Origin of the sequence: Bradyrhizobium sp. NBAIM01 (assembly GCF_020194115.1) — a bacterium.
GTDB classification, from domain to species: Bacteria; Pseudomonadota; Alphaproteobacteria; order Rhizobiales; family Xanthobacteraceae; genus Bradyrhizobium; species Bradyrhizobium yuanmingense.
Genome location: NZ_JADYVU010000004.1, coordinates 367,137 through 389,690, shown reverse-complemented (window position 1 = coordinate 389,690; position 22,554 = coordinate 367,137). Strand labels below are relative to the sequence as shown.

The following is a 22,554-nucleotide window of genomic DNA, read 5'->3' as shown; positions in this document are numbered from 1 at the left end:
CCAAAGATGGGCTGCCGGACCTTGACAGATATGGGCTTTAGCGCCGGAACAGAACCAACACCTGGCCGGATCGGTTCCTCCGGCCATTGTGGCTTCATTGCCAACCACTTAGCGGAAGCTTCGCTGCCGCTAGCGATCAGGTTTCCGAAAAGTAGCTCTGCAGGGTACGAACCTCAAGGTCCCCACCCAAATAGGCGCGGATGCCCTGCGCGGCCGCCACGGCCCCGGAAAGAGTGGTGTAATATGGCACTTTATGCAAGAGGGCCGCGCGCCGCAGCGAGCGGCTGTCGGCCAGCGCCTGCGGGCCTTCGGTGGTGTTGAAGACGAGCTGGACGTCGCCATTGGTGATGGCATCGACGATGTGCGGCCGCCCTTCCAGCACCTTGTTCACCTTCTCGGTCGGGATGCCTTGATCGGTCAGGAAGCGCGCCGTGCCCGAGGTCGCCAGCACCTTGAAGCCGAGCGAATGCAATTCGCGCACGGCATCCGCGATGCGCGTCTTGTCGCTTTCGCGCACCGAGACGAACACAGTGCCCTTACGCGGCACCCGCGTGCCGCCGCCGAGCTGACTCTTGGCGAAGGCGACCGCAAACGAGCGGTCGATTCCCATGACCTCGCCGGTCGAGCGCATCTCGGGGCCGAGCACAGTGTCGACGCCGGGGAAGCGTGCGAACGGGAAGACCGATTCCTTGACGCCGACGTGCTTGAGCGCCGCCTTCTTCAGCTTGAAATCGGCAAGCTTCTCGCCGGCCATGATGCGCGCGGCGATCTTGGCGACCGGCGTCCCGACCACCTTGGCGACGAACGGCACGGTGCGCGAGGCACGCGGATTGACCTCGAGCACGTAGATCTCGCCGTCCTTGATGGCGTATTGCACGTTCATCAGGCCAATGACGTCGAGGCCGAGCGCGAGCTCGCGGGTCTGCCGCTCCAGCTCCTCGATCATTTCCGCATCGAGCGAGTGCGGCGGCAGCGAGCAGGCGCTGTCGCCGGAATGGATGCCGGCTTCCTCGATGTGCTCCATGATGCCGACGATGAAGGTGTCCTTGCCGTCGCACAGGCAGTCGACGTCGATTTCCGTGGCATCCGACAGATAGCGGTCGAACAGCAGCGGGTTCTTGCCGAGCACGGTGTTGATCTGGCCGGTCTTGTCGTTCGGATAGCGCGCCTTGACGTCGGCCGGCACCAGCTCCGGCAGCGTGCCGAGCAGATAATCATTGAGCTGGTTCTCCTCGCGGATGATCTGCATCGCGCGGCCGCCGAGCACGTAGGACGGGCGCACCACCAGCGGCAGGCCGAGATCGGCGGAGACGAGGCGGGCCTGCTCGACCGAATAGGCGATGCCGTTCTTCGGTTGCTTGAGGCGCAGCTTGTCGAGCACGCGCTTGAAGCGGTCGCGGTCCTCGGCGAGGTCGATGGCGTCGGGTGAGGTGCCGAGAATCGGCACTTCGGCGGCTTCCAGCGCACGCGCCAGCTTCAGCGGGGTCTGGCCGCCGAACTGCACGATCACGCCGTGCAGGGTGCCGTTGCTGCGCTCCTTGGCGATGATCTCCAGCACGTCCTCGGCGGTGAGCGGCTCGAAATAGAGCCGGTCGGCGGTGTCGTAGTCGGTCGACACCGTCTCCGGATTGCAGTTGACCATGATGGATTCGTAGCCGGCGTCATGCAGCGCGAAGCAGGCGTGACAGCAGCAATAGTCGAACTCGATGCCCTGGCCGATGCGATTGGGACCGCCGCCGAGAATGATGACCTTCTTTTTGTCGGACGGCGCGCTCTCGTCCGCGGGCAGGCCGGCGAACGGCGCCTCATAGGTCGAGTACATGTAGGCGGTCGGCGAGGCGAACTCGGCCGCGCAGGTGTCGATGCGCTTGTACACCGGGTGGACGCCGAGCGCGTGGCGCTTCGCCTTGACTTCGGCCTCCGTCGTCTCGGCCAGCACGGCGAGCCGCGCGTCGGAGAAGCCCATGGCCTTCAGCGTGCGCATGCCGAAGGCGTTGCCAGGCAGGCCGTTCTTCCTGACCTTCTCCTCCATCTCGACGATGCCACGCATCTCGGCGAGGAACCACGGATCGATCTTGCAGGAGTTGAAGATGTCCTCGTTCGACCAGCCGAGCCGCATGGCCTGGGCGACCTGGAGGATGCGGTTCGGCGTCGGAGTGCCGAGCGCGGCGCGGATCGCGTTCTTGTCGTCGTCGCGGCCGAGGCCCTCGATCTCGATCTCGTCGAGGCCGGTCAATCCCGTCTCGAGCCCGCGCAGCGCCTTTTGCAGGCTTTCCTGGAAGGTGCGGCCGATCGCCATGACCTCGCCGACCGATTTCATCGAGGTGGTCAGCGTGGTCGAGGCGCCCGGGAATTTCTCGAAGGCAAAACGCGGCACCTTGGTGACGACGTAGTCGATGGTCGGCTCGAATGACGCCGGCGTGGCACCGCCGGTGATGTCATTGGCGATCTCGTCGAGCGTGTAGCCGACCGCGAGCTTGGCGGCGACCTTGGCGATCGGAAAGCCGGTGGCTTTCGAGGCCAGCGCGGAGGAGCGCGACACGCGCGGATTCATCTCGATGACGACCATGCGGCCGTCTTCGGGATTGACGCCGAACTGAACGTTGGAGCCGCCGGTCTCGACCCCGATCTCGCGCAGCACCGCCAGCGAGGCGTCGCGCATGATCTGGTATTCCTTGTCGGTCAGCGTCAGCGCCGGCGCGACCGTGATGGAATCGCCGGTGTGCACGCCCATCGGATCGAGGTTCTCGATCGAGCAGACGATGATGCAATTGTCTTTCTTGTCGCGCACCACCTCCATCTCGTACTCTTTCCAGCCGAGCACGGACTCCTCGATCAGCACTTCGTTGGTGGGAGACGCGTCAAGGCCGCGCTCGATGATGTCGAGGAACTCTTCCTTGTTGTAGGCGATGCCGCCGCCGGTCCCACCCATCGTGAAGGAGGGGCGGATGATCGCGGGCAGGCCGATCTCGGACAGCGCCATCATGGCCTGGCCGAAGGCGTATTCCTGGTAGCGCTTGCGACGCTCGCTCTCGCCGAGCGTCCATTGCCGGTCGAGCTCTTCGAGCGCGGCGCCCGACAGCTTCTCGCGTTCGGCCTGGTACTTCTCGCGGAACGACTTCTTCAGCTCGGAGGCGTTGGCGAGCCGAGACTTCGGCGTCTCGAGCCCGATCTTGGTCATGGCCTCGCGGAAGAGCTGGCGGTCTTCCGCCTTGTCGATGGCATCGGCGGTGGCGCCGATCATCTCGACGTCGAACTTCTCCAGCGTGCCCTGGCGGCGCAGCGACAGCGCGCAGTTCAGCGCGGTCTGGCCGCCCATGGTCGGCAGCAGCGCGAAGCCGCCGGGGACGACTTGACGTTCCTTCTCGATGATCTTGGCGACGATCTCGGGCGTGATCGGCTCGATATAGGTCGCATCCGCCAATTCCGGGTCGGTCATGATGGTGGCCGGGTTGGAATTGACGAGGACGATGCGATAGCCCTCTTCCTTCAGCGTCTTCACCGCCTGCGTGCCCGAATAGTCGAACTCGCAGGCCTGGCCGATCACGATGGGACCGGCGCCGATGATCAGGATGGTCGAGATGTCGGTTCGTTTGGGCATCACCGCTCACGGGCTGGGATCTGGGCACAAAAAAAGGGCGCGCTTGCCGCGCGTCCCCATTTGGCGAGAGCGCGGGGTCTCCCTCGCGCGCGGGTGGGTCTTAAACCAGTTTTTGGAGCGGCGAAACCCCGAAAAACGCCCATCAACCGCCAATTTTCAGGGGTTTGGGGAGGGGGCAGCTGCCGCGATCGTCGGGGCAGGCAGTCCGTCTACGCTTCCTCTACGCTCCAGCTACGCCGGACACGCTTCGCCCCTACGGGTCTTGCGTGGCTGCGCCACGCGTAGCCCCACAGGAGCGAAGCGTGGAGACCCGGCCTGGATTTGAACCAGGATGAAGAGCGATGCACCGCCCCCGCGTAGACATTTCCGCCACCGGGCCATCAGGATTATTCCCGATCGGCGTGCGCCAGGCCACCTCAGCTGATCGTTATGCTTAACGGACCAGAGGCGGCCTCGCGATGAAGGTCATGCGCCAGCGGTTGTGCCCGATATTGCTGTGGGCGCGCTGGACCGCGAAGCCCGCCGCCTTCAGCTTGGCCGTGATCTCGTCCTCGCTGTAGCGCTGCAGTCCGATCTTCGAGCGCAGCTGGCGATAATCCGACAGCGCGGTGCTGATCAGCCCGATCAGCGCGTCCTTCAGAAATCCGTGACGCAGGCCGAACCCGAGCAGCGCCATCACATCCCTGACCATGCCGGCATTGGGCTGTAGAATGTCGCCCAGCACCAGCTTGCCGGAGGGTTTCAGGATGCGGCGGGTGTTCAATAGCGCCGCATCGAGCTCGTCCGGCGTCATGTATTGTGCGACCGAGTTCATCACGACGAGATCGATCGACTGATCCTGCATCTTGCGGACGTCCTCGAGCGAGCGGACGCGGATCTTGGTGTTTGGGGCAAACCGCGCGATCAGCCGGCCGCGCACGCCCGGCGCGGGCTCGGCCAGGATCAGCATGCCGCAGGCGGCCGCCACCTGGCTCGCCGACAGCGCTTCGCCGCAGGCATAGTCCAGCACCGTCGCATCGGGCGAGGGGATGTAGCCGATGATGTCCCGCGCAATGATCTGGAAGTGCAAGTCGCGATGCAGCTTGCTGACATAGATCGTATGCGTTGAGTCGTAATAATCGATCCAATCGTCCATTGGTATCCCGCCCAGGGGTTCCTATCTAGGAACCGCGCTGCCCACCTTGCGTTAGGGGTGCGGCGGCGCGCCGTCAATGTCCGCGTCCTAACAGGAAGGTCTCCCGTGAGCAAAACCAACAACAAGGTCTCGCCCGAACTCGATACCCCCACGGATCTGTCGCCCGACGGGGTCAAGAAAGTCTCTGAGGCGCTCAACGTGCTTCTGGCCGACGCGTTCGCGCTTTATCTGAAGACCAAGAATTTCCACTGGCACATCAGCGGGCGCCACTTCCGCGATTACCATCTGCTGCTCGACGAGCAGTCCGACCAGATCTTCGCCACCACCGACCAGCTCGCCGAGCGCGTCCGCAAGATCGGCGGCACCACGCTGAAGTCGATCGGCCAGGTCGCAAAGCTCCAGACCATCAAGGACAACAACGAGGACTACGTTCCGCCGCGCGAGATGCTGCGCGAGCTGATGCAGGACAACAAGCACGTCGCAGCCGCGATGCGCAAGGCGCACGACGTCTGCGACGAGGCCGGCGACGTCGCCAGCGCCAGCATTTTGGAGAACTTCATCGACGAGACCGAGCGGCGGACCTGGTTCCTGTTTGAAGCGACGAGGCAGGAGGGCGGCAACGAGGCGTAACGGGATGCGTAGGGTGGGTTAGCCTCGCAGAAGCGCGAAGCGCATCTGCAAGGCGTAACCCACCACCACTGTCTCTGTCCGCGGAAACAGAAGAGGTGGGTTACGCCTTTGGCTAACCCACCCAACTGCACGACGCGTGTGGCTACCGCCACAGCCGAATCAGCGCGCCGTCCTTCCCCGTCACGGGATCAGCCGGCGGCAGCGCCACTTGCGGAATCGTCTTCAGCGCTTTCGCATGGTTCTCCGGCGTTGCGCGCGTGATCTCCATTTTTGCGCCTGGCGGATAGGCGCCGATCACGCAAAAATCATCGCTCGCCTTGATGCATTGATGTCCGGTGCCGGCGGGCAGGATCGCAACGTCGCCGGCCTTGATCTGAAGCTCCTGGCCGTGATCGCCGCCGAAACGCACGCGGGCGCTGCCGCGCGCGACGCCGAGCACCTCATGCACCGTCGCATGATAGTGCAGATAATCGTAGACGCCGTTGCGCCACGTCCCGCCCCAGCCGTTCGCTTCGAACAGATTCTCGATGGTCTCTTCCGGGCGCTTTGGGTCGAGCTTCACCGCGCCCTGGTAGACCAGGAACGGAAGGATGTTGTTCGGCACGAGCCCGTCATCCTCGAACACGATGGCGAGCGGCTCGGCCTTGTCGCGGACGACGGACATGGCATTGCTCCTGCACGAGAATAGCAGGCATCAACCAAGCGCGTGCGGCGACGTTCCTCGTTCCACCGTCATTCCGGGGCGACGCGTAGCGTCGAGCTATGATGCGCAATTGCGCATCAGAGAATCCATCGCGCTGCAGAGTCTGTTGCCAGATGGATTCCGGGTTCGCGCTATGCGCGCCCCGGAATGACGAAAAAGCCCGGGCTCGCCCAGGCTTTTGTCGTGAGGTATTCGGGGGAGACTGCGCCTTACGCCCGCTTCCTCTGCCGCATCAGATCGGCAAAGCGCTGGAACAGGTAGTGCGAGTCGCGCGGGCCGGGTGAGGCTTCGGGGTGATATTGCACCGAGAACACCGGCTTGCCGTCGAGCTGGATGCCGCAGTTGGACCCATCAAACAAGGAAATGTGGGTCTGCGTCGCGCCCTTCGGCAGCGTCGTCTCGTCCACCGCAAAGCCGTGGTTCATCGAGGTGATCTCGACCTTCCCGGTGGTCTCGTCCTTCACCGGGTGATTGGCCCCGTGATGACCTTGATGCATCTTCTTCGTCTTGGCGCCGACGGCAAGGCCCAGCATCTGGTGGCCGAGGCAGATGCCGAAGGTCGGCGTGCCCGACTTGATCACGTCGCGGATCACGGGCACGGCATATTTGCCGGTCGCAGCCGGATCGCCGGGGCCGTTGGACAGGAACACGCCGTCCGGCTTCAGCGCCAGGATGTCTTCGGACGAGGTCGTCGCCGGCACCACCGTCACCTTGCAGCCGACGCCGGCGAGCAGGCGCAGGATGTTGCGCTTGATGCCGTAGTCGATGGCGACGACGTTGAACTCGGGCTTGTCCTGGCGACCGAAGCCCTTCTCCCAGGCCCAGGGTGTCTCGTCCCAGGTGAAGCGTTGGCCGCTCGTCACCATCGGCACGAGGTCCATGCCTTCGAGCCCCGGCCACTCGCGCGCCTCCTCCTTGAGGCCGTGCAGGTCGAACTCGCCAGACTTCGCGTGCGCGATCACGGCGTTGGGCATGCCCTTGGAGCGGATCAGCGCCGTCAGCGCGCGGGTGTCGATGCCGGAGAGACCGATGATGCCGCGCGCCTTGAGCCAGGCGTCGAGATGCTTGGTGGCGCGATAGTTCGAGGGATCGGTGATCGCGGTGCGCAGGATCACGCCGCGCGCGCCGGGCGTCGCGGCCATGTTCACCGTCTCGATGTCGTCCTCGTTGGTGCCGACATTGCCGATATGCGGGAAGGTGAAGGTGATGAGCTGGCCGGCATAGGAGGGATCGGTCAGGATTTCCTCGTAGCCGGTCATCGCGGTGTTGAAGCAGACCTCGCCGACGGCGTGGCCCTCGGCGCCGAGACCAAAGCCCTCCAGCACCGTGCCGTCGGCAAGCACGAGGAGCGCGGTCGGTTTGTGGTCCGGCCAGGCGGGATCGTTGTCATGTTGTGTCATGAGCCCGCTTCATAAGCCCCCCGCGTCTGCGCGTCAAAGCGGGAGAGGGCCGATTCACATGCGTTTTTGCATATTTGACAGGCCTCCTCGCACCCTTAAGCTCCGCCGCACAATTTCCGGCAATTTCCTGGGCTTGCGAGGCAATAATGGACCAGACCACCCCCATTGTGCTGGTTCCGGGGCTGGCGTCCTCGGCGCGGATCTATGCGCCCGTGATCCCTGCGCTCTGGCGTTTCGGCCCGGTGACGGTCGCCAACCATATCCGCGACGACAGCATGGCGGCGATCGCCCGCCGCATCCTCGCCGAGGCGCCGCCGCGCTTCGCCCTCGCCGGCCATTCCATGGGTGGCTACATCGCCTTCGAGATCATGCGCCAGGCCAACGAGCGCGTGACAAAGCTCGCGCTGATCAACACGCAGGCGCGGCCCGACACGCCGGAGGCCACCGCGCGTCGCCGTGCCCAGATGGAGCGCGCCAGGCGCGGCGAGCTGCGCGCCGTGCGCGAGGAGAGTTTTCCGGAGCTCGTGCATCAGTCGCGGCGCGACGATGCCGGGATTCTCGAGCTCGTGCATGCGCAGGACGAGGACGTCGGCGTCGAAGGGTATCTGCGGCAGCAGACCGCGATCATCGCACGAGCGGATTCGCGCCCCTTGCTGGCGACGATCACATGCCCGACGCTGGTGCTGACGGGCGATGCCGACAACACCATCCCCAACGCCTTCTCCAAGGAGATGGCCGAGGGGATCGCCGGCGCGAAGCTCGTGATCCTCGATCGCTGTGGGCATCTGCCGCAAGCCGAACAGCCGGAGGCGACGGTGCGGGCGCTCACCGAATGGCTGGAGAGCCAGGTTGTGCGACGGCCGCAAAGGGCCTAGATCAAGCCTCTATATCGAAGGGATCACGATCATGCTGCGCGACGACATCAACAATGCGGTCAAGGAGGCCATGAAGGCCAAGGACGAGCGCAAGCTGTCCACGCTGCGCATGGTCAACTCCACCATCAAGAACGCCGACATCGACGCGCGCGGCAGCGGCAAGCCACCGCTGTCGGACGCCGACATCCTCGCGGTGCTGCAGAAGATGATCAAGCAGCGTCAGGAGGCGGTCGAGCTCTACGACAAGGGCGGCCGCGCCGAGCTTGCCGCGCAGGAGCGCGAGGAGATCGCGGTGATCTCGGCGTATCTGCCGAAGCAGATGTCCGAGGACGACGTGAAGAAGGCGATTGCGGATGCGATCGCCGAGACGGGTGCGGGCGGCATGAAGGACATGGGCAAGGTGATCGCCGTGCTGCGCGCGAAATACGCGGGGCAAATGGATTTTGGTAAGGCCAGCGGTTTGGTGAAGGCCGCGCTGTCGGGCTAGGGTCCTTACCCTCCCCTGGAGGGGGAGGGTCGATCGCGCGTAGCGCGAGCGGGGTGGGGTGATCTCTCCACTTGGGCACCGTTTCCGCGGAAACACTGTCACCCCACCTCGGTTCGCATGCCGCTTCGCTCTATGCGAACCGATCCTCCCCCTCCAGGGGAGGATGGGCACCTTTGATGCGGCATCAGTTCGGTCTACTCTGCCCACAAGAAGAACAAGGGGGCACGATGACCGCCATCAATCCATTTCGCATCGCCATCGGCGACGACGTCCTCGCCGACCTGAAGTCACGCCTCGCCCGCACGCGCTGGCCCGATGCCGAACTGGTCGACGACTGGAGCCAGGGCGCGCCGCTGAAATGGATCCAGGAGATCTGCACCTATTGGGCCAACGAGTATGACTGGCGCTCGCGCGAGGCAAAACTCAATCGCTTCGCGCAGTTCAGCACGGAGATCGACGGGCTCGACATCCACTTCATTCATGCGCGCGCGAAGGAGCCGTCGGCGCTTCCGTTGATCATCACCCACGGCTGGCCCGGCTCCATCGTCGAGTTCCAGAAGGTGATCGCGCCGCTCACCGATCCCGCCGCGCATGGCGGCAATCCCGCCGACGCCTTTCACGTGATCTGCCCCTCGCTGCCGGGCTTCGGCTTCTCGGGCAAGCCAGGGACCACCGGCTGGGGCGTCGATCGCATCGCCGCGACCTGGGCCAAGCTGATGGACCGTCTCGGCTACGCGCGCTACGGCACCCAAGGCGGCGACTGGGGCTCGGCGGTGACGACCTCGCTCGGCGCGCAGGACGCTCAGCATTGCGCCGGCATCCACATCACGCTCGCCTTCAACGCGGCGCCGAAGGTGGAGGGTGAGCCGACGGCAGAGGAGAAGCGGGCACTCGCTGGCCTCAAGCATTATGTCGATTTCGATTCCGGCTATTCCAAGCAGCAATCGACGCGGCCGCAGACGCTTGGCTATGGCCTGACGGATTCGCCGAGCGGGCAGGCGGCCTGGATCCTGGAAAAGTTCTGGGCCTGGACGGACTGCAACGGCCACCCCGAGAACATCTTCAGCAGGGACGAGCTGCTCGACAATGTCATGCTCTATTGGGCGACCCAGACGGCGACCTCGTCGGCGCGGCTCTATTGGGAGAGCTTTGGCAAGCGCCGCACCACGCCGGTGGTGAAGGTGCCGACGGGCGTCGCGGTGTTTCCGAAGGAGATCATCACGCCGGTGCGGCGCTGGATGGAGCCGAACTTCCATGCCATCACGCATTGGAGCGAGATGGAGAAGGGCGGCCACTTCGCGGCCTTCGAGCAGCCGGAGCTGTTCGTGCAGGATGTCAGGAAGTTCTTCGCGACGGTGCGGTGAGCGGCTGTCATTCCGAGGCGAGGCGTCAGCGTCGAACCCGGAATCCATCAGGCGGCGTTTCCTGGGGCCCGATGGATTCCGGGCTCGCCCTGCGGGCGCCCCGGAATGACGTCGCGGGGCTTGTCCCGTGCGTGCGCCGCCCTAGACTGCACAAGAACAACAAGACCTCCGGGAAACGCCAAGCCCATGCTGACCGAAGCCGCAACCTACGACGAACTCGTCCGCAATTTCCGTTGGGACATCCCTGCGCGCTTCAACATCGCGGAGGCGTGCTGCGATCGCCATGCCGACGGCACCGGCCGGCTGGCGCTGATCTATGTCGACGACATCGGCGCCACCAGCCGCACCACCTTCGACGAGATCGCGGAGATGTCGCGCCGTTTCGCCAATGTGCTGAAGGTGGACGGGCTGGTGCGGGGCGACCGAGTGGCGGTGTTCCTGTCGCAGTCGCTGGAATTGCCGATCGTGCATATGGCGGCGTTTCGCTCGGGCCTGATCTCGATCCCGCTGTTCGCCCTGTTCGGCGAGGACGCGCTGGAATTCCGTCTGTCGAATTCGCAAGCCAGGGCGATCGTCACCGACGAAGCCGGCTGGGAAAAGCTGGCGAAGATTCGCGACCGCCTGCCGGAGCTGAGGGCCGTCTACATCGTTGGCGCGCGCGTGCCCGCCGGCACCAAATCGTTCTGGGATGCGGTGAAAGCCGCTTCGCCGGACTTCGCGCGCGCGGACACTTCAGCCGACGATCCCGCCCTGATCATCTACACCTCGGGCACGACGGGTAACCCGAAGGGCGCGCTGCATGCGCATCGCGTCGTGCTCGGCCATCTGCCCAATGTGGAGATGTGTCACAATTTCCTACCCAGGCCCGGCGATCTCATGTGGACGCCGGCGGATTGGGCCTGGATCGGCGGGCTCATCAACGGCTTGCTCGCGTTCTGGTACCACGGCATTCCCCTGGTCGGCCATCGCGCGCGAAAATTCGAGCCGCAAGCGGCGATGCATATGATGGCCGATCTTTCCGTTCGCAACGTCTTCCTGCCGCCGACGGCCCTGAAGCTGATGCGGCAGGCCGGCGTGAAGCATTCCGGCGTCAAGCTGCGCAGCATCTTCACCGGCGGCGAATCGCTCGGCGGTGAATTGCTCGGCTGGGTGCGCGAGACGTTTGGTGTCGACGCGCATGAGGTGTTCGGCCAGACCGAGTGCAATCTCGTGATCGGCAGCAACGCGAACCTGTTTCCGATCCGCCCGGGTGCGATGGGCAAGGCGACGCCGGGCTTCGATGTCCGCATCGTCAACGACAAGGGCGAGGAATTGCCGCGGGGTCAGCGCGGCATCATCGGTGTGCGCCAGCCGTGCCCCGTCACCATGCTCGAATATTGGCGCAATCCGGAGGCGACCGCTAAGAAATATGCCGGCGAATTCCTGCTCACCGGCGATCTCGGCGTGCAGGACGAGGACGGCTATTTCTGGTACGTCAGTCGTGAGGACGACGTCATCACCACCGCCGGCTATCGCGTCGGCCCATCCGAGATCGAGCACACGCTGATGAAACATCCGTCGGTGGCCATGGCCGCCGTGGTCGGCATTCCCGATCCGATCCGCACTGAATCGATCAAGGCCTGGATCGTGCTGCGTCCGGGCTTTACCGGCAACGACGCGCTGGCGCGCGAGATCCAGGACTTCGTCAAGGTGCAGCTCGCCGCGCACGAATATCCGCGCTTCGTCGAATTCACGGAGACGCTGCCGATGACGGCGACGGGCAAGGTGCTGCGCCGCGAGCTGCGGGCCAAGGGCTGACTTCTTACAAGGGCTGGCTTCCGACCATGGCAAAGACGTCTCAAGCCGCGGGGCTTCACCGCGCCTCGCTTGCAAAGCTGCACGAGCTCGATACGGCGCTGGAACTCATGTACTACGGCTGGCGCGGCATGACGCTTGAGGCCGACGCTTATCTGGCCAAGCAGGGCCTGTCGCGTCCGCACCATCGCATCCTCTACGTGGTGGCACGCCGGCCCGACATCGCCATCGGCGCGCTGATCGAGATACTCGGCATTTCGAAGCAGGCCCTCAACCGTCCGCTCAATCTGCTGCTGCAGCGCAAGCTCCTGACCTCAAAGCGCGCGCCGGAGCAGCACCGCTCGAAATTGCTGCGCCTGACGGAAGCGGGGCGGCGCATCGAGCAACGCGCCTCGGACCACGAGCGCCAGGTCCTGCGCGAGGCGTTCGCGCGCGCCGGGGCGAGCGGTGCAGCGGGATGGATCGGCGTGATGGAGGCGATCGCCGACAACAACTGACCGAAATCTCAAGTCAACATAGTTGACATGAGGAGCGCGCTTTGCCACCTTCCTGGCTCACAAGCCGAAGGGAGGATCCGTGTCGTGAGCGGACAGGCAATGGACCGCGCGGCCGCCGCAAGCTTCGTCGCGGCATGGTGCGCGAACTGGTGCAAAGTGGACATCGACGCGGTCGTCGCCCATTTCGCCGACGATGCGCAGATGCGCAGCCCTCTCGCGCTCACCCTGACGGGGTCTCCGACCGTTACCGGCGCCGAGGACATTCGCGCCTACTGGCGGAAAGCCTACGGCCACATCGAAAGCGCCGACCTAAAGATCCTGGACTGGAGCTGGGACGAGGCGATCGCGCGACTGACGGTGTGGTGGCAATTGGGCGATACGCGCGCCAGCGAATTCATGGACTTCGACGATGCGGGCCGTGTGGTGCGCAGCGAAGCCTTCTACGGGAAATGACCATGCGATTTTCGGATATCGTCCTGCTTCTCAACACGCTCTGGTTCGTCGGGGCGTTCATCCAGTTCAGCATCGCGCAAACCAACACGTTGAAGATCCTGCTGCCGCGCGAGGAGCGCAGCAATCCGATCGCGCCGACCCTTGCGGCGAGCGTTGCGTTCCTCGGCGGCATGAATCTGCCGATCGGGCTCTTGTCGCTCTATCTTCTGGCCGCCCGTCCGTCCTTCTTCCAGCCGGTCGAAGCGCAGCTCGCGCTGTTCCTGTTCTTTGCCGCCTGCCATTTCAGCCAGTTCGCCTATAACGTCCCGGTGCTGATGCGCGGCGGCCGCGTCGGGGTGGCCTATTGGCCGGTGTTGAAGGGCCCGATGCTCCGGATCTTCGTCATCGACGCGGCTCTGTTCGCGGCCAATCTCGCAGTGGCGCTGCAGCTCACCACCGCGTCCTGATCTAGCGCGGCAGCTCCGAGAGGGCCGCGCGCAGCATCGCGGCGAGCTCCTTGCGCCGGAACGGCTTGGTCAGAATGCGGGCGTCGATGCCGTCGGGTGTCTTGACCGGATCCTGACTGTAGCCGGACGTGAAGAGCACCTTGAGGCCGGGCCGCAGTTGAACAGCCTGCCTCGCCAGCTCCGGTCCGAACATGCCGCCGGGCATCACGACGTCGGTGAACAGCAGCTGAATGTCCGCGGACTGGCGCAGCACGTCCAGCGCCGCGGGTCCGTTTGCCGTCGTGATGACGCGGTAGCCGAGCGCCTTCAGCTCGTTTTCGACATAGGCGCGCACCATGTCGTCGTCCTCGACGACGAGGATCGTTTCGTGTCCCTCGGGCGCGGCGACACGCGCTGCCGGTGACGGCTCCTCGCTCGACGACGTCGCGAGGCGAGGAAAGAACAGCCTGACCACGCTGCCTTGACCCGGTTCGGACTGCATCTGCACGAGTCCGCCGGATTGCTGCGCAAACCCGTAGACCATGCTGAGGCCAAGACCGGTGCCCTTGCCGACCTCCTTGGTGGTGAAGAACGGCTCGAACGCGCGCTGCAATACCTCGCTGCTCATGCCGGACCCGGTATCCTTCACAGAAAGCATGACGTAGTCGCCGGGCCGCGGCTCGCCATTGACGTCGAGGTCGGATTCGCCGAGCGATGTGTTGCGCACCTCGACCGTCAGCTTGCCGCCGTCAGGCATCGCATCGCGCGCGTTGAGCACGAGGTTGAGCACGGCCGTCGCCAATTGGCCGGGATCGACGCTGGCGAGCCAGAGATCCGGCGCGAACGTGAAGCTGGATTCGATGTGCTCGCCCAGGGTCCGCTGCAGAAGCTGCTTCATGCCGGTCACCTGCTCGGCGATGTCGAGCTCGCGAGGCCGCAGCGGCTGCTTCCGCGCGAAGGCGAGCAGGCTCCGCGTCAGGTCGGAGCCGCGCTCGGCCGCGGTGGCAATGTCGTCGGCGATCCCCTGCAATTCTTCGTTGCCCGCAAGCCTGTCGGCGAGGTGCTCGGAATTGCCGAGAATGACGGTCAGGAGATTGTTGAAATCGTGCGCCACGCCGCCCGTGAGTTGGCCCATGGCTTCCATCTTCTGCGACTGGCTGAGCTTGTGGCTGAGATCGGCGATGGCGGCGCGCTGCTGCTCGAGCGATTCAGCCGTGCTGTTGAGCAGGGTCATCAATCCGCCGAGTTCGCCGCCCGGGTGAGGCTCCGGAATGCGCGCGCCGAGATCGCCGCGGCCGAGGCTCTTCGCCATGGCGGCGAGCCGTCCGACCTGCCGTCCGATGCTCACGCTCGTGAGAATCCAGAGGCCGGCGAGAAGCAGCAGCGAGGCCACCGCCAGGATCGCCATGTCCTCGTAAAGCCGGCGGTTCGCTGCCGCGATCAGTCCGTCCTTGGACCGCCCCACCAAAATATAGAGTCCGGCCTTGCGGATCGCGGGCGAGCGGGCAACGCCCCAGATCTGCGTGCGGCCCCCATCGGTGATCTCCCGAAATGGCTCGCCATCGGGCGCTGCCGCGAAGCGGAACAGGTCGGAGCCCGCAATGGAGCCGCCGACGGGTACGCTCCAGCCGCTCTTGGGGGCAGCCAGGACCGTGCCCTTGGCGTCGACGAACAGGATGTCCTTCTCGGCAAGCAGCCGCTTGTGGTGAAACTCCACGAATTTGTTCAGGTTGAAGGACGCCAGCAGCACGAACTTCAGCGCGCCCGTATCCGATCGCACCGGATAGGCGATCTGCAGCACCGACAGTCCGGTGAGGCGGCCGAACACCGGTTCCACCGCGACGACGCCGTGAAGAGTCTTGACCTCTTTGAAGTAGCCGCGGTCGTTCAGGTCGAGCGTGCGGTTGGTCCGCAGCGAATCGCAGAACAGTTTCCCGTCGGGATCGATGGTCAGGATACCCGTGAACTGCGGATATTCCTCGCGGACATCGGACAGAAATGCCGAGCATGCCGTCTTGTCGCGCGTGTCGAGGTCGCGGGCACGGGCGAGCCCGTAATGCAGCTGAGCAGTCCCCTGGATCTTCTCGCCGAGATCGCTCGCGATGTCGTCGGCAGATGCGGCGAGATTAGCCAGCGCCGCGTCGATCTCGCTGGCCCGGTTCTGCACGAAGCGCAGTCCGACCAGAATCGCCGGCACGAGTATGGCCGCGATGACGAGGATAAGTAATCGGGTACGCAGGCTCATCGGTGGGCGATCGGCTCTCGGGCGACGGTATTCCGAGGTGCAATTTGCGGTACGATCATCTGCCCCGTCCATAGCCGCGGGTGCAAAAATCGCGCGAAAGGCTAAAGATTTCGGAGCGAGTGCAGTGCTGCGTCGCTGCTCCTCATTGCGCCGGCTGACCTCGAGTTGCGCCGCCGCGCGGCAGCGCTAATATCGCGGCATGCGCGCGACGAAGATCGCGCCGATCTGCGGAGGAAGCTGATGTCCATCTCGGGCAAGGTCGATCCGGTGGTGCGTCCCGTGGCGGCGGCCGACATCGCCGAGGCGCTGGCCCTGGGCCTGCGCGATTTTCAGGCGCTGCCGCTCTACGGTCTCTGCTTCGGAGCGCTCTACGCCGCCGGCGGCATCGTCATCATGCTCTGTCTCACCGCCTTCGGCATGGTCTACCTGGTCTATCCCCTCGCTGCCGGTTTTGCGCTGATCGGACCATTCGTTGCGATCGGCCTCTACGAAGTCAGCCGGCGCCGCGAGCGCGGCGAGCCGGTCTCGTTCGGCGCGATCTGGTCCGCGATCCGCTCGCGCAGCGAGATCGGCTGGATGGCCTTCGTGACGTTGTTCGTCTTCGTGGTCTGGATGTACCAGGTGCGGCTCCTGATCGCGCTGCTGCTCGGCCTCAACGCCTCGTTCTCGAGCTTGCAGGAGTTCATGACGGTGGTGCTGACGACCAGCGAGGGCCTCTTGTTCCTGGCCATCGGCAATGCGGTCGGGGCCGTGCTGTCGCTGATCCTGTTCTCGCTGACCGTGGTGTCGTTCCCGCTGCTGCTCGATCGCGAGGTCGATTTCGTCACGGCCATGGTGACGAGCGTGCGCGCGGTGGTGACGAGCCCGCTGCCGATGATCGGTTGGGCCGCATTGATCGTGATGCTGCTGATCGTCTCGGCGCTGCCCTATTTTCTCGGGCTGGTGGTCACGCTGCCGGTGCTCGGGCATGCGACATGGCATCTGTACCGCCGGTTGGTGGCGCCGGTGTAGGCCGTCGCCCCCGCCTAGTGCGCGGCTGCGCACGGGGGCGGGGGCCCATAACCCCAGGGAGAAGTTGGGGCGCGAAGTCGTAACCACGAGTCTTCGCCAAACTTCATCCTGTGGTTATGGGTCCCGGGCTCGCGCTTCGCGCGCCCCGGGACGACAGCGGAGATTGCCTCGCTCAAGGCACCTTGATCCCCATCGCCTTCAGCGCCTCCAGCAACCGCACCGGCGGGGACATCTCGATATGCGGCGCCTTGCCGGTCTCCAGCAGGCTCTTCAATCCGGAGAGGATCGCGGGCCAGCCGGTGCGGCCGCCGGAAAGGATGTCGTCGCTGAGCTCGCGGTCGTGGCGTTGGCTCAGGGTGAGGCGGACGGCTTCGCCGGCCTGCTCGATCTCGTAGGTGACGATGGTGGTGCCGAGCTTTTCCACGAGGTCCGGCCAATTGACGTTCCAGCTCACCGTGAGCCTCCTCGGCGGATCGTATTCGAACACTTCGCCGCGGATGTGCTCGGAGCCGTCGGGCGCGTGCACGACGAAACTGCCGCCGAGCTTCGGCTCCATCTCCACCGCAAAGCCGGAAAAATATTTCCGGCTGAACTCGGCGGACGTCAGCGCCTCCCACACCTTCTCGGGCGTCGAGGCGATGTAGATGGTGTAGACGGTCAGCGGCTTGAATTGATCGAGGTTCATCGTGCATCAAATCCTTCGTTGAGCGGACTCACTCGTCGCCGTTCTCCAACTGACGTTTCAGCTCGTTGAGCGCGGCGAGCTTGCTGCGCTCGAACTTCCTGATCCAGCGTTCGCCGATCTGATGGATCGGCATCGGGTTGAGGTAGTGCAGCTTCTCGCGTCCATGCCTGATGGTGGTGATGAGGTTCGCTTCCTCCAGGATGGCAAGGTGCTTGGTGACGGCCTGTCGCGTCATCGCAAGCCCCTCGCAGAGCTCGTTCAGTGTCTGGCCGTTTCTGGCGTGAAGCCTGTCGAGCAGCGAACGTCGCGAGCTATCCGCGAGCGCCTTGAAGACCTCATCCATGGCGGCGATAATAGGCAACTAAATGGTTGCATGTCAAGGGATCGGCTTGGAGCGACTGACGCGTCTTCCGTTCCAGCGCTCGCCATGCATTAATGCGGCGAAACCGCCTTCAGCGAGTCCCTCCCATGATGTCCATGCAAGCCTACCTCGCCTTCGTTGCCGCCTGCATTGCGCTGGCGCTGTTGCCGGGGCCGATCGTCACCCTCGTCATCGCCAATGGCCTGCGCCACGGCACGCGTGCGGCGCTCATTAACGTGGCCGGCGCGCAGGCCGGGCTTGCCATCGTCATCGGCATCGTTGCGATCGGCCTGACCTCGCTGATGGCGACCATGGGCTATTGGTTCGACTGGGTGCGCTTTGCCGGCGCCGCATATCTGATCTGGCTCGGCATCAAGCTGATCTGGGAGCCGGTCGAAGGCGTCGATGTCGACGCGCCGCCTCCGCCGCCGCGCGGCGGCTTCTTCCTGCAGGGATTCCTGGTGTTGCTGTCGAACCCCAAGGTGCTGGTGTTCTTCGGCGCTTTCATCCCGCAATTCATGGACATGAGCCAACCGCATTTCCCGCAGGTCGCGCTGCTGGGTGCCACCTTCATGGTGACGGCGGTGATGACCGATGCGCTCTACGCGATTGCCGCCGGGCGCGCCCGAAAATTCTTCTCGGCGCGGCGCACGCGGATGGTGTCGCGCATCTCAGGCGGCTTCATGATCGGCGGCGGCATCTGGCTGGCACTGACGCGGGCGAAGTGACCGCTTAACTCATTCCCTGCTCGCGCAGCGCGGCCTCGATCTCGCGCAGGATCCGGGCCAGCCGCTCGGCCCATTGCTGCTGGCCGCTCTCGTCGGCGATCAGATCCTGGCGGATCTCGATGCCGGTGTTGACGAGCCCGCGCGCCTCGCCGTGGACTGGAATCGTGTAGTCGGTGATGTCGCTCACCGCATAAGGCTGGTTGTCGCCGACGACGAGCGCGCTCTCGGCCCGCAAATGCTGCAGCATCAGCCGCGGCAGCACCGTGTCGCGGTGATAGAGCGTGCCGATGTGCCAGGGCCGCGGCTCGCCGTAAAAGACCGGCGTGAAGCTGTGCAGCGCCACCAGCACCGTCGGCCTGCCCGCCCTGATGCGCGCATCGATCGCCGCGCCAATCCGGCGGTGATAGGGATCGAAGATCTCGCGCCGGCGCATTTCCTTGGCCGCGGCCGAGAGCTCCTCATTGCCGGGGATGGCGGTCGCCTCGGAGATCACGGGAATCGAGCTTGCGACGCCCGGCGGGCGGTTGCAGTCGATCACCAGGCGCGAATAGCGCTGCGCGATCAGATGCGCATCGAGCATCGCGGCGAGCCGCTCGGCGACGCCGGCGATGCCGATATCCCAGGCGATGTGCCTGACGAGATCGGTGTCCGCGACGCCGAGATCGCCGAGCGCGCGCGGCAGCACCCGTCCGTAATGGTCCGCGGTGAGCAGGAACGGCGATGTCCCTGCCGTATTCACCTCATGCACGGGCGGAATGTCGCGCTCGCCGAGCAGCTGGTCGGTTGCGTCGGCTATATCCAAAGCCATCCTGATTTGCCTATGGAATGACAAACTGTGTAAACGGAGTAGCGGTATCGCACCGATGCCGCAACGTTGGAACGGCATGAGCTCGGATAGACTTTTCGTTTACGGCACCCTGATGCGCGGCTTCGACCACCCCATGGCGCGGCTGCTCGCGGCCCATGCGGAATTCATCAGTGAAGCCACCTGCCGCGGCCGGCTCGTTCTGGTGAAGCACTATCCGGGATTGCTGCTCTCCGAGGCGCCGTCGGACATCGTCCATGGCGAGTTGTTTCAGCTGCGCGTGTCGGACGAACTCTTGCGCGAGCTCGACATGTACGAGGCCTGCGGCGAGGGCTTTCCGGAGCCGACGGAATATCTGCGGCAGATGATCGAGGTGACGCTGCCCGACGGCACCACCGGGAAGGCCTGGACCTACGTCTACAATTGGCCGGTTACCGATCTGCCGCGCATCGAGTCCGGGCGCTTCCTTGATCGCTAGATATTCTCGAGCGTGATCTTCTCGGAAAACCGCTGCGCACTTTTCCGGATCATGCTCTATGCCGACAGCACTTCCTTCACCACGCGCACGTCGACCTCGCGCTCGACATAGCTCCACTCCTCGGTCCGCCGCAGCATCGCCACCAGCTCCTCGAACAGCGAGGCGTGCACGGGGGCGAATTCGAACCAGGTCAGGAAATCGAAGGGGCCGCCGAGATCGCGGCAATGATAGAGCTGGCGCGCGATCGCGGGCAGAAAACGAAGACTGCTGGCAATGTGGTGCGACTTGTCCTCAAAAATCTTGCGGCGCTCTTCCTGGGTCAGCTCCCACCAGGCCTGCGATTTGCGGATCGGGATCAGTGCCGCGCTGGTGGCCTCCAGCCGGCCGAGGCCGGCCTGCACGGCGACGAGCTGCTGCTTCTCGGCCCGCTCGGTGTAGCGCAGGCTGCTGGCAACGCCGACCAGCCGCCAGGCATTGCGCGAGGGCACCAGCGGCAACGAGACGGCCTCGCTGTCGGTCACCGACAGCGCCGGCACGAAGGGCAGGGACTCGCCCGTCACAGGCGAGAGCGAGGTCACCCGCCAACCCCCGGTCTGGCCGCCCCGAAAGGTCCTGAACATGGCGGTATGGAAGCGTGGAACCGGGCGCGGTTCAAGTGGCTCGTCATTCCGGGGCGCGCGCAGCGCGAGCCCGGAATCCATTTCTCCCAGCATTCCAGTGGCTCGATGGATTCCGGGCTCGCCCCTTCGGGGCGCCCCGAATGACGGAGGGCTGTGAACAGCGCGGATAAGCCCGACAAACCTGGCCTTTGACCGGGCCGTCCCTATATCCCTGATCCTTCGCCCGACTCAAACGCTCGGCTAAACTCGCCCCATGCGCTTCACGCCCCAGTTCCTCGACGAGCTTCGTGCCCGGCTTTCGGTCTCCGAAGTCGTGGGCAAGCGCGTCAAGCTGAAGAAGGCCGGGCGCGAGTGGAAGGGGCTGTCGCCGTTCCAGCAGGAGAAGACGCCGTCCTTCTACGTCAACGACCAGAAGGGTTTTTATCACGACTTCTCCTCGGGCAAGCACGGCGACATCATCACCTTCGTGATGGAGACCGACGGCCTGCCGTTCGCGGAAGCCGTGGAGCGGCTCGCCAATATGGCGGGCCTGCCGCTGCCGGCGGTGACGCCCAACGCCGCGCGCGAGGAGCAGCGGCGGCGCTCGCTGCATGACGTGATGGATCTCGCGGCGAAATTCTTCGCCGAGACGCTGGCCTCGCGCGTGGGCGCGAAAGCGCGCGGCTATCTCGCCGATCGCGCCATTTCGCCGGCGACGCAATTGCAGTTCCGCCTCGGCTATGCGCCGGGTGAAAAATTCGCACTGAAGGAGCATCTCGGCAAGCTCGGCATCTCCGTCGAGGACATGGTCGAGACCGGTCTGTTGATCGGCGGCGACGACATCCCCGTTCCCTACGATCGCTTCCGCGATCGCGTGATGTTTCCGATCACCGATCTGCGCGGCCGCGTCATCGCCTTCGGCGGGCGCGCGCTGGAGAAGGACGTTCCGGCCAAATACCTGAATTCGCCGGAGACGCCGCTCTTCCACAAGGGCGACAATCTCTACAACCACCAGACCGCGCGCAAAGCCACCCATGACGGCAGTCCGCTGATCGTGGTCGAAGGCTATGTCGACGTCATCGCCATGGTCACCGCGGGCTTTGCCGGCAGCGTCGCGCCGCTCGGCACCGCGCTCACCGAGAGCCAGCTCGCGCTGCTCTGGAAGATGGCGGACGAGCCGATCCTCTGCTTCGACGGCGACCGCGCCGGACAGAAGGCGGCCTATCGTGCTGCGGACCTTGCCTTGCCGTTCCTCGCGCCCGGCAAGAGTCTTCGCTTTGCGCTGCTGCCGGAAGGGCAGGACCCCGATGATCTCGTGCGCTCGGGCGGGCGCGGCGCGATCGAGGAGGTCATCGCCGCCGCCCGTCCGCTCGCCGACATGATCTGGTCGCGCGAGCTCGAGGGCGGCAATTTCGCCACGCCCGAGCGGCGCGCCGCGCTGGAGGCGCGCATCAGGGAGCTCACGAACGGCATCCGCGATGAGGTGGTGCGGCGCTATTATCGCGACGAATTCGTCGAGCGGCTGCAGCGCGCCTTCGCGCCCGAAGGCGGCCGCGGCTTTGGCGGCCGGGGCAATTTCCGCCCCGGTGGCGGCCGCCCGTTCCAGCCGCGAGGCGGGGCGAATCGATTCGGTGGACAAGGCTTCGGCGGCGGTCGCCGCGGCGCCCCGGGTCCGACCCCGCTACCGTCCGGCCCCTACCAGGCGGCGAGCCCGCAGCTGGCGGCAAGCCCGATCCTGCGAGGCCAGCGCAGCGCCATCTCCCGCCGGGAGGCGCTGATCCTGCAATGCCTGATCAACCACCCCTGGCTGCTGCACGAGCATCTGGAGGAGGTCGCCGCCCTGGAGCTGGCCCATCCCGAGGCCCACAAGCTCAGGGCCGGCATCATCGCCGCCTTCGCCAACGACCATCACCACTCGCCGGACCCCGGCGAGCAGGCAGAAAAGATGCGCGGCGACCTCGCAAAGGGCGGATTTTCTCAAACTCTTCAAAGGGTTGAGAATGTCATCACGACCCAGGCGGTGTGGGCCGCCCGCGAGGGCGCGGCGAGGGACGACGTTCTTGCCACCTGGCACCAGCTGGTTGCCTTGCATCGGCAATGGCATTCACTACTTAGAGAGCTGAAAGACGCCGAGCTGGCCTTGGGGGAGGATCCCAGCGAGGCCAATTTGGCGTGGCTGCGTGACGTCAAGGCTCGGATAGGTGAAGTCGACGGTACCGAGGCCCTGATCGAGGGTTTTGGCGAGCTGTCGGGCCGGCTCCAGAAGAGCATGTGATGA

The 22,554-nt window shown here is 65.0% G+C and carries 21 protein-coding genes; 12 read left to right on the top strand and 9 right to left on the bottom strand.

The features are described 5' to 3' along the window. Positions 1 to 136 precede the first annotated feature (136 nt). Both carB and I6F31_RS17035 read right to left on the bottom strand, forming a co-directional pair. The gene (gene carB / locus I6F31_RS17040) at positions 137 to 3,601 is read right to left on the bottom strand and encodes a carbamoyl-phosphate synthase large subunit (RefSeq protein ID WP_225185762.1); all 3,465 of its coding nucleotides are present in this window, start codon (positions 3,599 to 3,601) and stop codon (positions 137 to 139) included. Positions 3,602 to 4,034: 433 nt separating this feature from the next. Continuing rightward, positions 4,035 to 4,736, bottom strand: coding sequence for a class I SAM-dependent methyltransferase (locus I6F31_RS17035; RefSeq protein ID WP_225185761.1), 702 nt, complete (start codon positions 4,734 to 4,736; stop codon positions 4,035 to 4,037). 105 nt (positions 4,737 to 4,841) lie between these two features. On the opposite strand from I6F31_RS17035, the gene I6F31_RS17030 reads away from it, so the two are divergent. Next, positions 4,842 to 5,366 carry a DNA starvation/stationary phase protection protein gene (locus I6F31_RS17030; RefSeq protein ID WP_036009542.1) on the top strand — a complete coding sequence of 175 codons (525 nt, stop codon included), beginning with the start codon at positions 4,842 to 4,844 and terminating at the stop codon, positions 5,364 to 5,366. 142 nt (positions 5,367 to 5,508) lie between these two features. On the opposite strand, the gene I6F31_RS17025 is transcribed toward I6F31_RS17030, so the two are convergent. Continuing rightward, entirely contained in the window at positions 5,509 to 6,030 is a 522-nt protein-coding gene (locus I6F31_RS17025) for a cupin domain-containing protein (RefSeq protein ID WP_225185760.1), read from the bottom strand. Positions 6,031 to 6,278: 248 nt separating this feature from the next. Further along, positions 6,279 to 7,469: a glutamine-hydrolyzing carbamoyl-phosphate synthase small subunit gene (carA, locus tag I6F31_RS17020; RefSeq protein WP_225185759.1), complete on the bottom strand. Its 1,191-nt coding sequence runs from the start codon at positions 7,467 to 7,469 to the stop codon at positions 6,279 to 6,281. A gap of 146 nt (positions 7,470 to 7,615) precedes the next feature. Here carA and I6F31_RS17015 point away from each other — a divergent pair, with 146 nt between their 5' ends. The 7 genes from I6F31_RS17015 to I6F31_RS16985 all read left to right on the top strand — a co-directional run bounded on the left by I6F31_RS17015 (position 7,616) and on the right by I6F31_RS16985 (position 13,385). After that, on the top strand, positions 7,616 to 8,344 hold the full coding sequence (locus I6F31_RS17015; RefSeq protein WP_225185758.1) for an alpha/beta hydrolase: 729 nt from the start codon (positions 7,616 to 7,618) through the stop codon (positions 8,342 to 8,344). 31 nt (positions 8,345 to 8,375) lie between these two features. Further along, a complete protein-coding gene (locus tag I6F31_RS17010; RefSeq protein ID WP_225185835.1) occupies positions 8,376 to 8,831 on the top strand; it encodes a GatB/YqeY domain-containing protein in 456 nt (151 codons plus the stop codon). A 227-nt stretch (positions 8,832 to 9,058) separates the two neighbouring features. Then, positions 9,059 to 10,195: an epoxide hydrolase family protein gene (locus I6F31_RS17005; protein WP_225185757.1), complete on the top strand. Its 1,137-nt coding sequence runs from the start codon at positions 9,059 to 9,061 to the stop codon at positions 10,193 to 10,195. Between the two features lie 186 nt (positions 10,196 to 10,381). Then, entirely contained in the window at positions 10,382 to 11,992 is a 1,611-nt protein-coding gene (locus I6F31_RS17000; protein ID WP_225185756.1) for an acyl-CoA synthetase, read from the top strand. 26 nt (positions 11,993 to 12,018) lie between these two features. Then, positions 12,019 to 12,486 (top strand): MarR family transcriptional regulator, encoded by a 468-nt coding sequence (locus tag I6F31_RS16995; protein WP_225185755.1) that lies wholly within the window; start codon positions 12,019 to 12,021, stop codon positions 12,484 to 12,486. A gap of 84 nt (positions 12,487 to 12,570) precedes the next feature. Further along, on the top strand, positions 12,571 to 12,939 hold the full coding sequence (locus tag I6F31_RS16990) for a nuclear transport factor 2 family protein (protein WP_225185754.1): 369 nt from the start codon (positions 12,571 to 12,573) through the stop codon (positions 12,937 to 12,939). Between the two features lie 2 nt (positions 12,940 to 12,941). Further along, a complete protein-coding gene (locus tag I6F31_RS16985; protein ID WP_225185753.1) occupies positions 12,942 to 13,385 on the top strand; it encodes a hypothetical protein in 444 nt (147 codons plus the stop codon). A 1-nt stretch (position 13,386) separates the two neighbouring features. Here the strand turns inward: I6F31_RS16985 and I6F31_RS16980 are convergent, their stop codons facing one another. Beyond that, the gene (locus I6F31_RS16980; protein WP_225185752.1) at positions 13,387 to 15,609 is read right to left on the bottom strand and encodes an ATP-binding protein; all 2,223 of its coding nucleotides are present in this window, start codon (positions 15,607 to 15,609) and stop codon (positions 13,387 to 13,389) included. A 240-nt stretch (positions 15,610 to 15,849) separates the two neighbouring features. Here I6F31_RS16980 and I6F31_RS16975 point away from each other — a divergent pair, with 240 nt between their 5' ends. Continuing rightward, positions 15,850 to 16,620: a DUF2189 domain-containing protein gene (locus I6F31_RS16975; protein ID WP_225185751.1), complete on the top strand. Its 771-nt coding sequence runs from the start codon at positions 15,850 to 15,852 to the stop codon at positions 16,618 to 16,620. A gap of 172 nt (positions 16,621 to 16,792) precedes the next feature. Here the strand turns inward: I6F31_RS16975 and I6F31_RS16970 are convergent, their stop codons facing one another. After that, entirely contained in the window at positions 16,793 to 17,305 is a 513-nt protein-coding gene (locus tag I6F31_RS16970; protein WP_036009564.1) for an SRPBCC family protein, read from the bottom strand. Between the two features lie 28 nt (positions 17,306 to 17,333). Further along, a complete protein-coding gene (locus tag I6F31_RS16965) occupies positions 17,334 to 17,648 on the bottom strand; it encodes a helix-turn-helix domain-containing protein (RefSeq protein WP_036040181.1) in 315 nt (104 codons plus the stop codon). Positions 17,649 to 17,773: 125 nt separating this feature from the next. Between I6F31_RS16965 and I6F31_RS16960 the strand changes: the two genes are divergently transcribed. After that, a complete protein-coding gene (locus I6F31_RS16960) occupies positions 17,774 to 18,394 on the top strand; it encodes a LysE family translocator (protein WP_081494564.1) in 621 nt (206 codons plus the stop codon). 4 nt (positions 18,395 to 18,398) lie between these two features. Here the strand turns inward: I6F31_RS16960 and I6F31_RS16955 are convergent, their stop codons facing one another. After that, a complete protein-coding gene (locus tag I6F31_RS16955) occupies positions 18,399 to 19,202 on the bottom strand; it encodes an N-formylglutamate amidohydrolase (RefSeq protein WP_225185750.1) in 804 nt (267 codons plus the stop codon). A 76-nt stretch (positions 19,203 to 19,278) separates the two neighbouring features. On the opposite strand from I6F31_RS16955, the gene I6F31_RS16950 reads away from it, so the two are divergent. After that, the gene (locus I6F31_RS16950; protein WP_225148054.1) at positions 19,279 to 19,677 is read left to right on the top strand and encodes a gamma-glutamylcyclotransferase family protein; all 399 of its coding nucleotides are present in this window, start codon (positions 19,279 to 19,281) and stop codon (positions 19,675 to 19,677) included. Positions 19,678 to 19,733: 56 nt separating this feature from the next. On the opposite strand, the gene I6F31_RS16945 is transcribed toward I6F31_RS16950, so the two are convergent. Beyond that, entirely contained in the window at positions 19,734 to 20,297 is a 564-nt protein-coding gene (locus tag I6F31_RS16945; protein ID WP_057027835.1) for a chlorite dismutase family protein, read from the bottom strand. 253 nt (positions 20,298 to 20,550) lie between these two features. Here I6F31_RS16945 and dnaG point away from each other — a divergent pair, with 253 nt between their 5' ends. Beyond that, positions 20,551 to 22,551 carry a DNA primase gene (gene dnaG / locus I6F31_RS16940; protein WP_225148052.1) on the top strand — a complete coding sequence of 667 codons (2,001 nt, stop codon included), beginning with the start codon at positions 20,551 to 20,553 and terminating at the stop codon, positions 22,549 to 22,551. Positions 22,552 to 22,554: the final 3 nt, after the last annotated feature.

Bases quoted from the DNA above. Each gene is read 5' to 3' on its own strand.
- carB (WP_225185762.1), bottom strand. From the start codon at position 3,601: ATGCCCAAACGAACCGACATCTCGACCATCCTGATCATCGGCGCCGGT.
- I6F31_RS17035 (WP_225185761.1), bottom strand. From the start codon at position 4,736: ATGGACGATTGGATCGATTATTACGACTCAACGCATACGATCTATGTC.
- I6F31_RS17025 (WP_225185760.1), bottom strand. From the start codon at position 6,030: ATGTCCGTCGTCCGCGACAAGGCCGAGCCGCTCGCCATCGTGTTCGAG.
- carA (WP_225185759.1), bottom strand. From the start codon at position 7,469: ATGACACAACATGACAACGATCCCGCCTGGCCGGACCACAAACCGACC.
- I6F31_RS17015 (WP_225185758.1), top strand. From the start codon at position 7,616: ATGGACCAGACCACCCCCATTGTGCTGGTTCCGGGGCTGGCGTCCTCG.
- I6F31_RS17010 (WP_225185835.1), top strand. From the start codon at position 8,376: ATGCTGCGCGACGACATCAACAATGCGGTCAAGGAGGCCATGAAGGCC.
- I6F31_RS17005 (WP_225185757.1), top strand. From the start codon at position 9,059: ATGACCGCCATCAATCCATTTCGCATCGCCATCGGCGACGACGTCCTC.
- I6F31_RS17000 (WP_225185756.1), top strand. From the start codon at position 10,382: ATGCTGACCGAAGCCGCAACCTACGACGAACTCGTCCGCAATTTCCGT.
- I6F31_RS16995 (WP_225185755.1), top strand. From the start codon at position 12,019: ATGGCAAAGACGTCTCAAGCCGCGGGGCTTCACCGCGCCTCGCTTGCA.
- I6F31_RS16985 (WP_225185753.1), top strand. From the start codon at position 12,942: ATGCGATTTTCGGATATCGTCCTGCTTCTCAACACGCTCTGGTTCGTC.
- I6F31_RS16980 (WP_225185752.1), bottom strand. From the start codon at position 15,609: ATGAGCCTGCGTACCCGATTACTTATCCTCGTCATCGCGGCCATACTC.
- I6F31_RS16975 (WP_225185751.1), top strand. From the start codon at position 15,850: ATGTCCATCTCGGGCAAGGTCGATCCGGTGGTGCGTCCCGTGGCGGCG.
- I6F31_RS16970 (WP_036009564.1), bottom strand. From the start codon at position 17,305: ATGAACCTCGATCAATTCAAGCCGCTGACCGTCTACACCATCTACATC.
- I6F31_RS16965 (WP_036040181.1), bottom strand. From the start codon at position 17,648: ATGGATGAGGTCTTCAAGGCGCTCGCGGATAGCTCGCGACGTTCGCTG.
- I6F31_RS16960 (WP_081494564.1), top strand. From the start codon at position 17,774: ATGATGTCCATGCAAGCCTACCTCGCCTTCGTTGCCGCCTGCATTGCG.
- I6F31_RS16955 (WP_225185750.1), bottom strand. From the start codon at position 19,202: ATGGCTTTGGATATAGCCGACGCAACCGACCAGCTGCTCGGCGAGCGC.
- I6F31_RS16950 (WP_225148054.1), top strand. From the start codon at position 19,279: ATGAGCTCGGATAGACTTTTCGTTTACGGCACCCTGATGCGCGGCTTC.
- I6F31_RS16945 (WP_057027835.1), bottom strand. From the start codon at position 20,297: ATGTTCAGGACCTTTCGGGGCGGCCAGACCGGGGGTTGGCGGGTGACC.
- dnaG (WP_225148052.1), top strand. From the start codon at position 20,551: ATGCGCTTCACGCCCCAGTTCCTCGACGAGCTTCGTGCCCGGCTTTCG.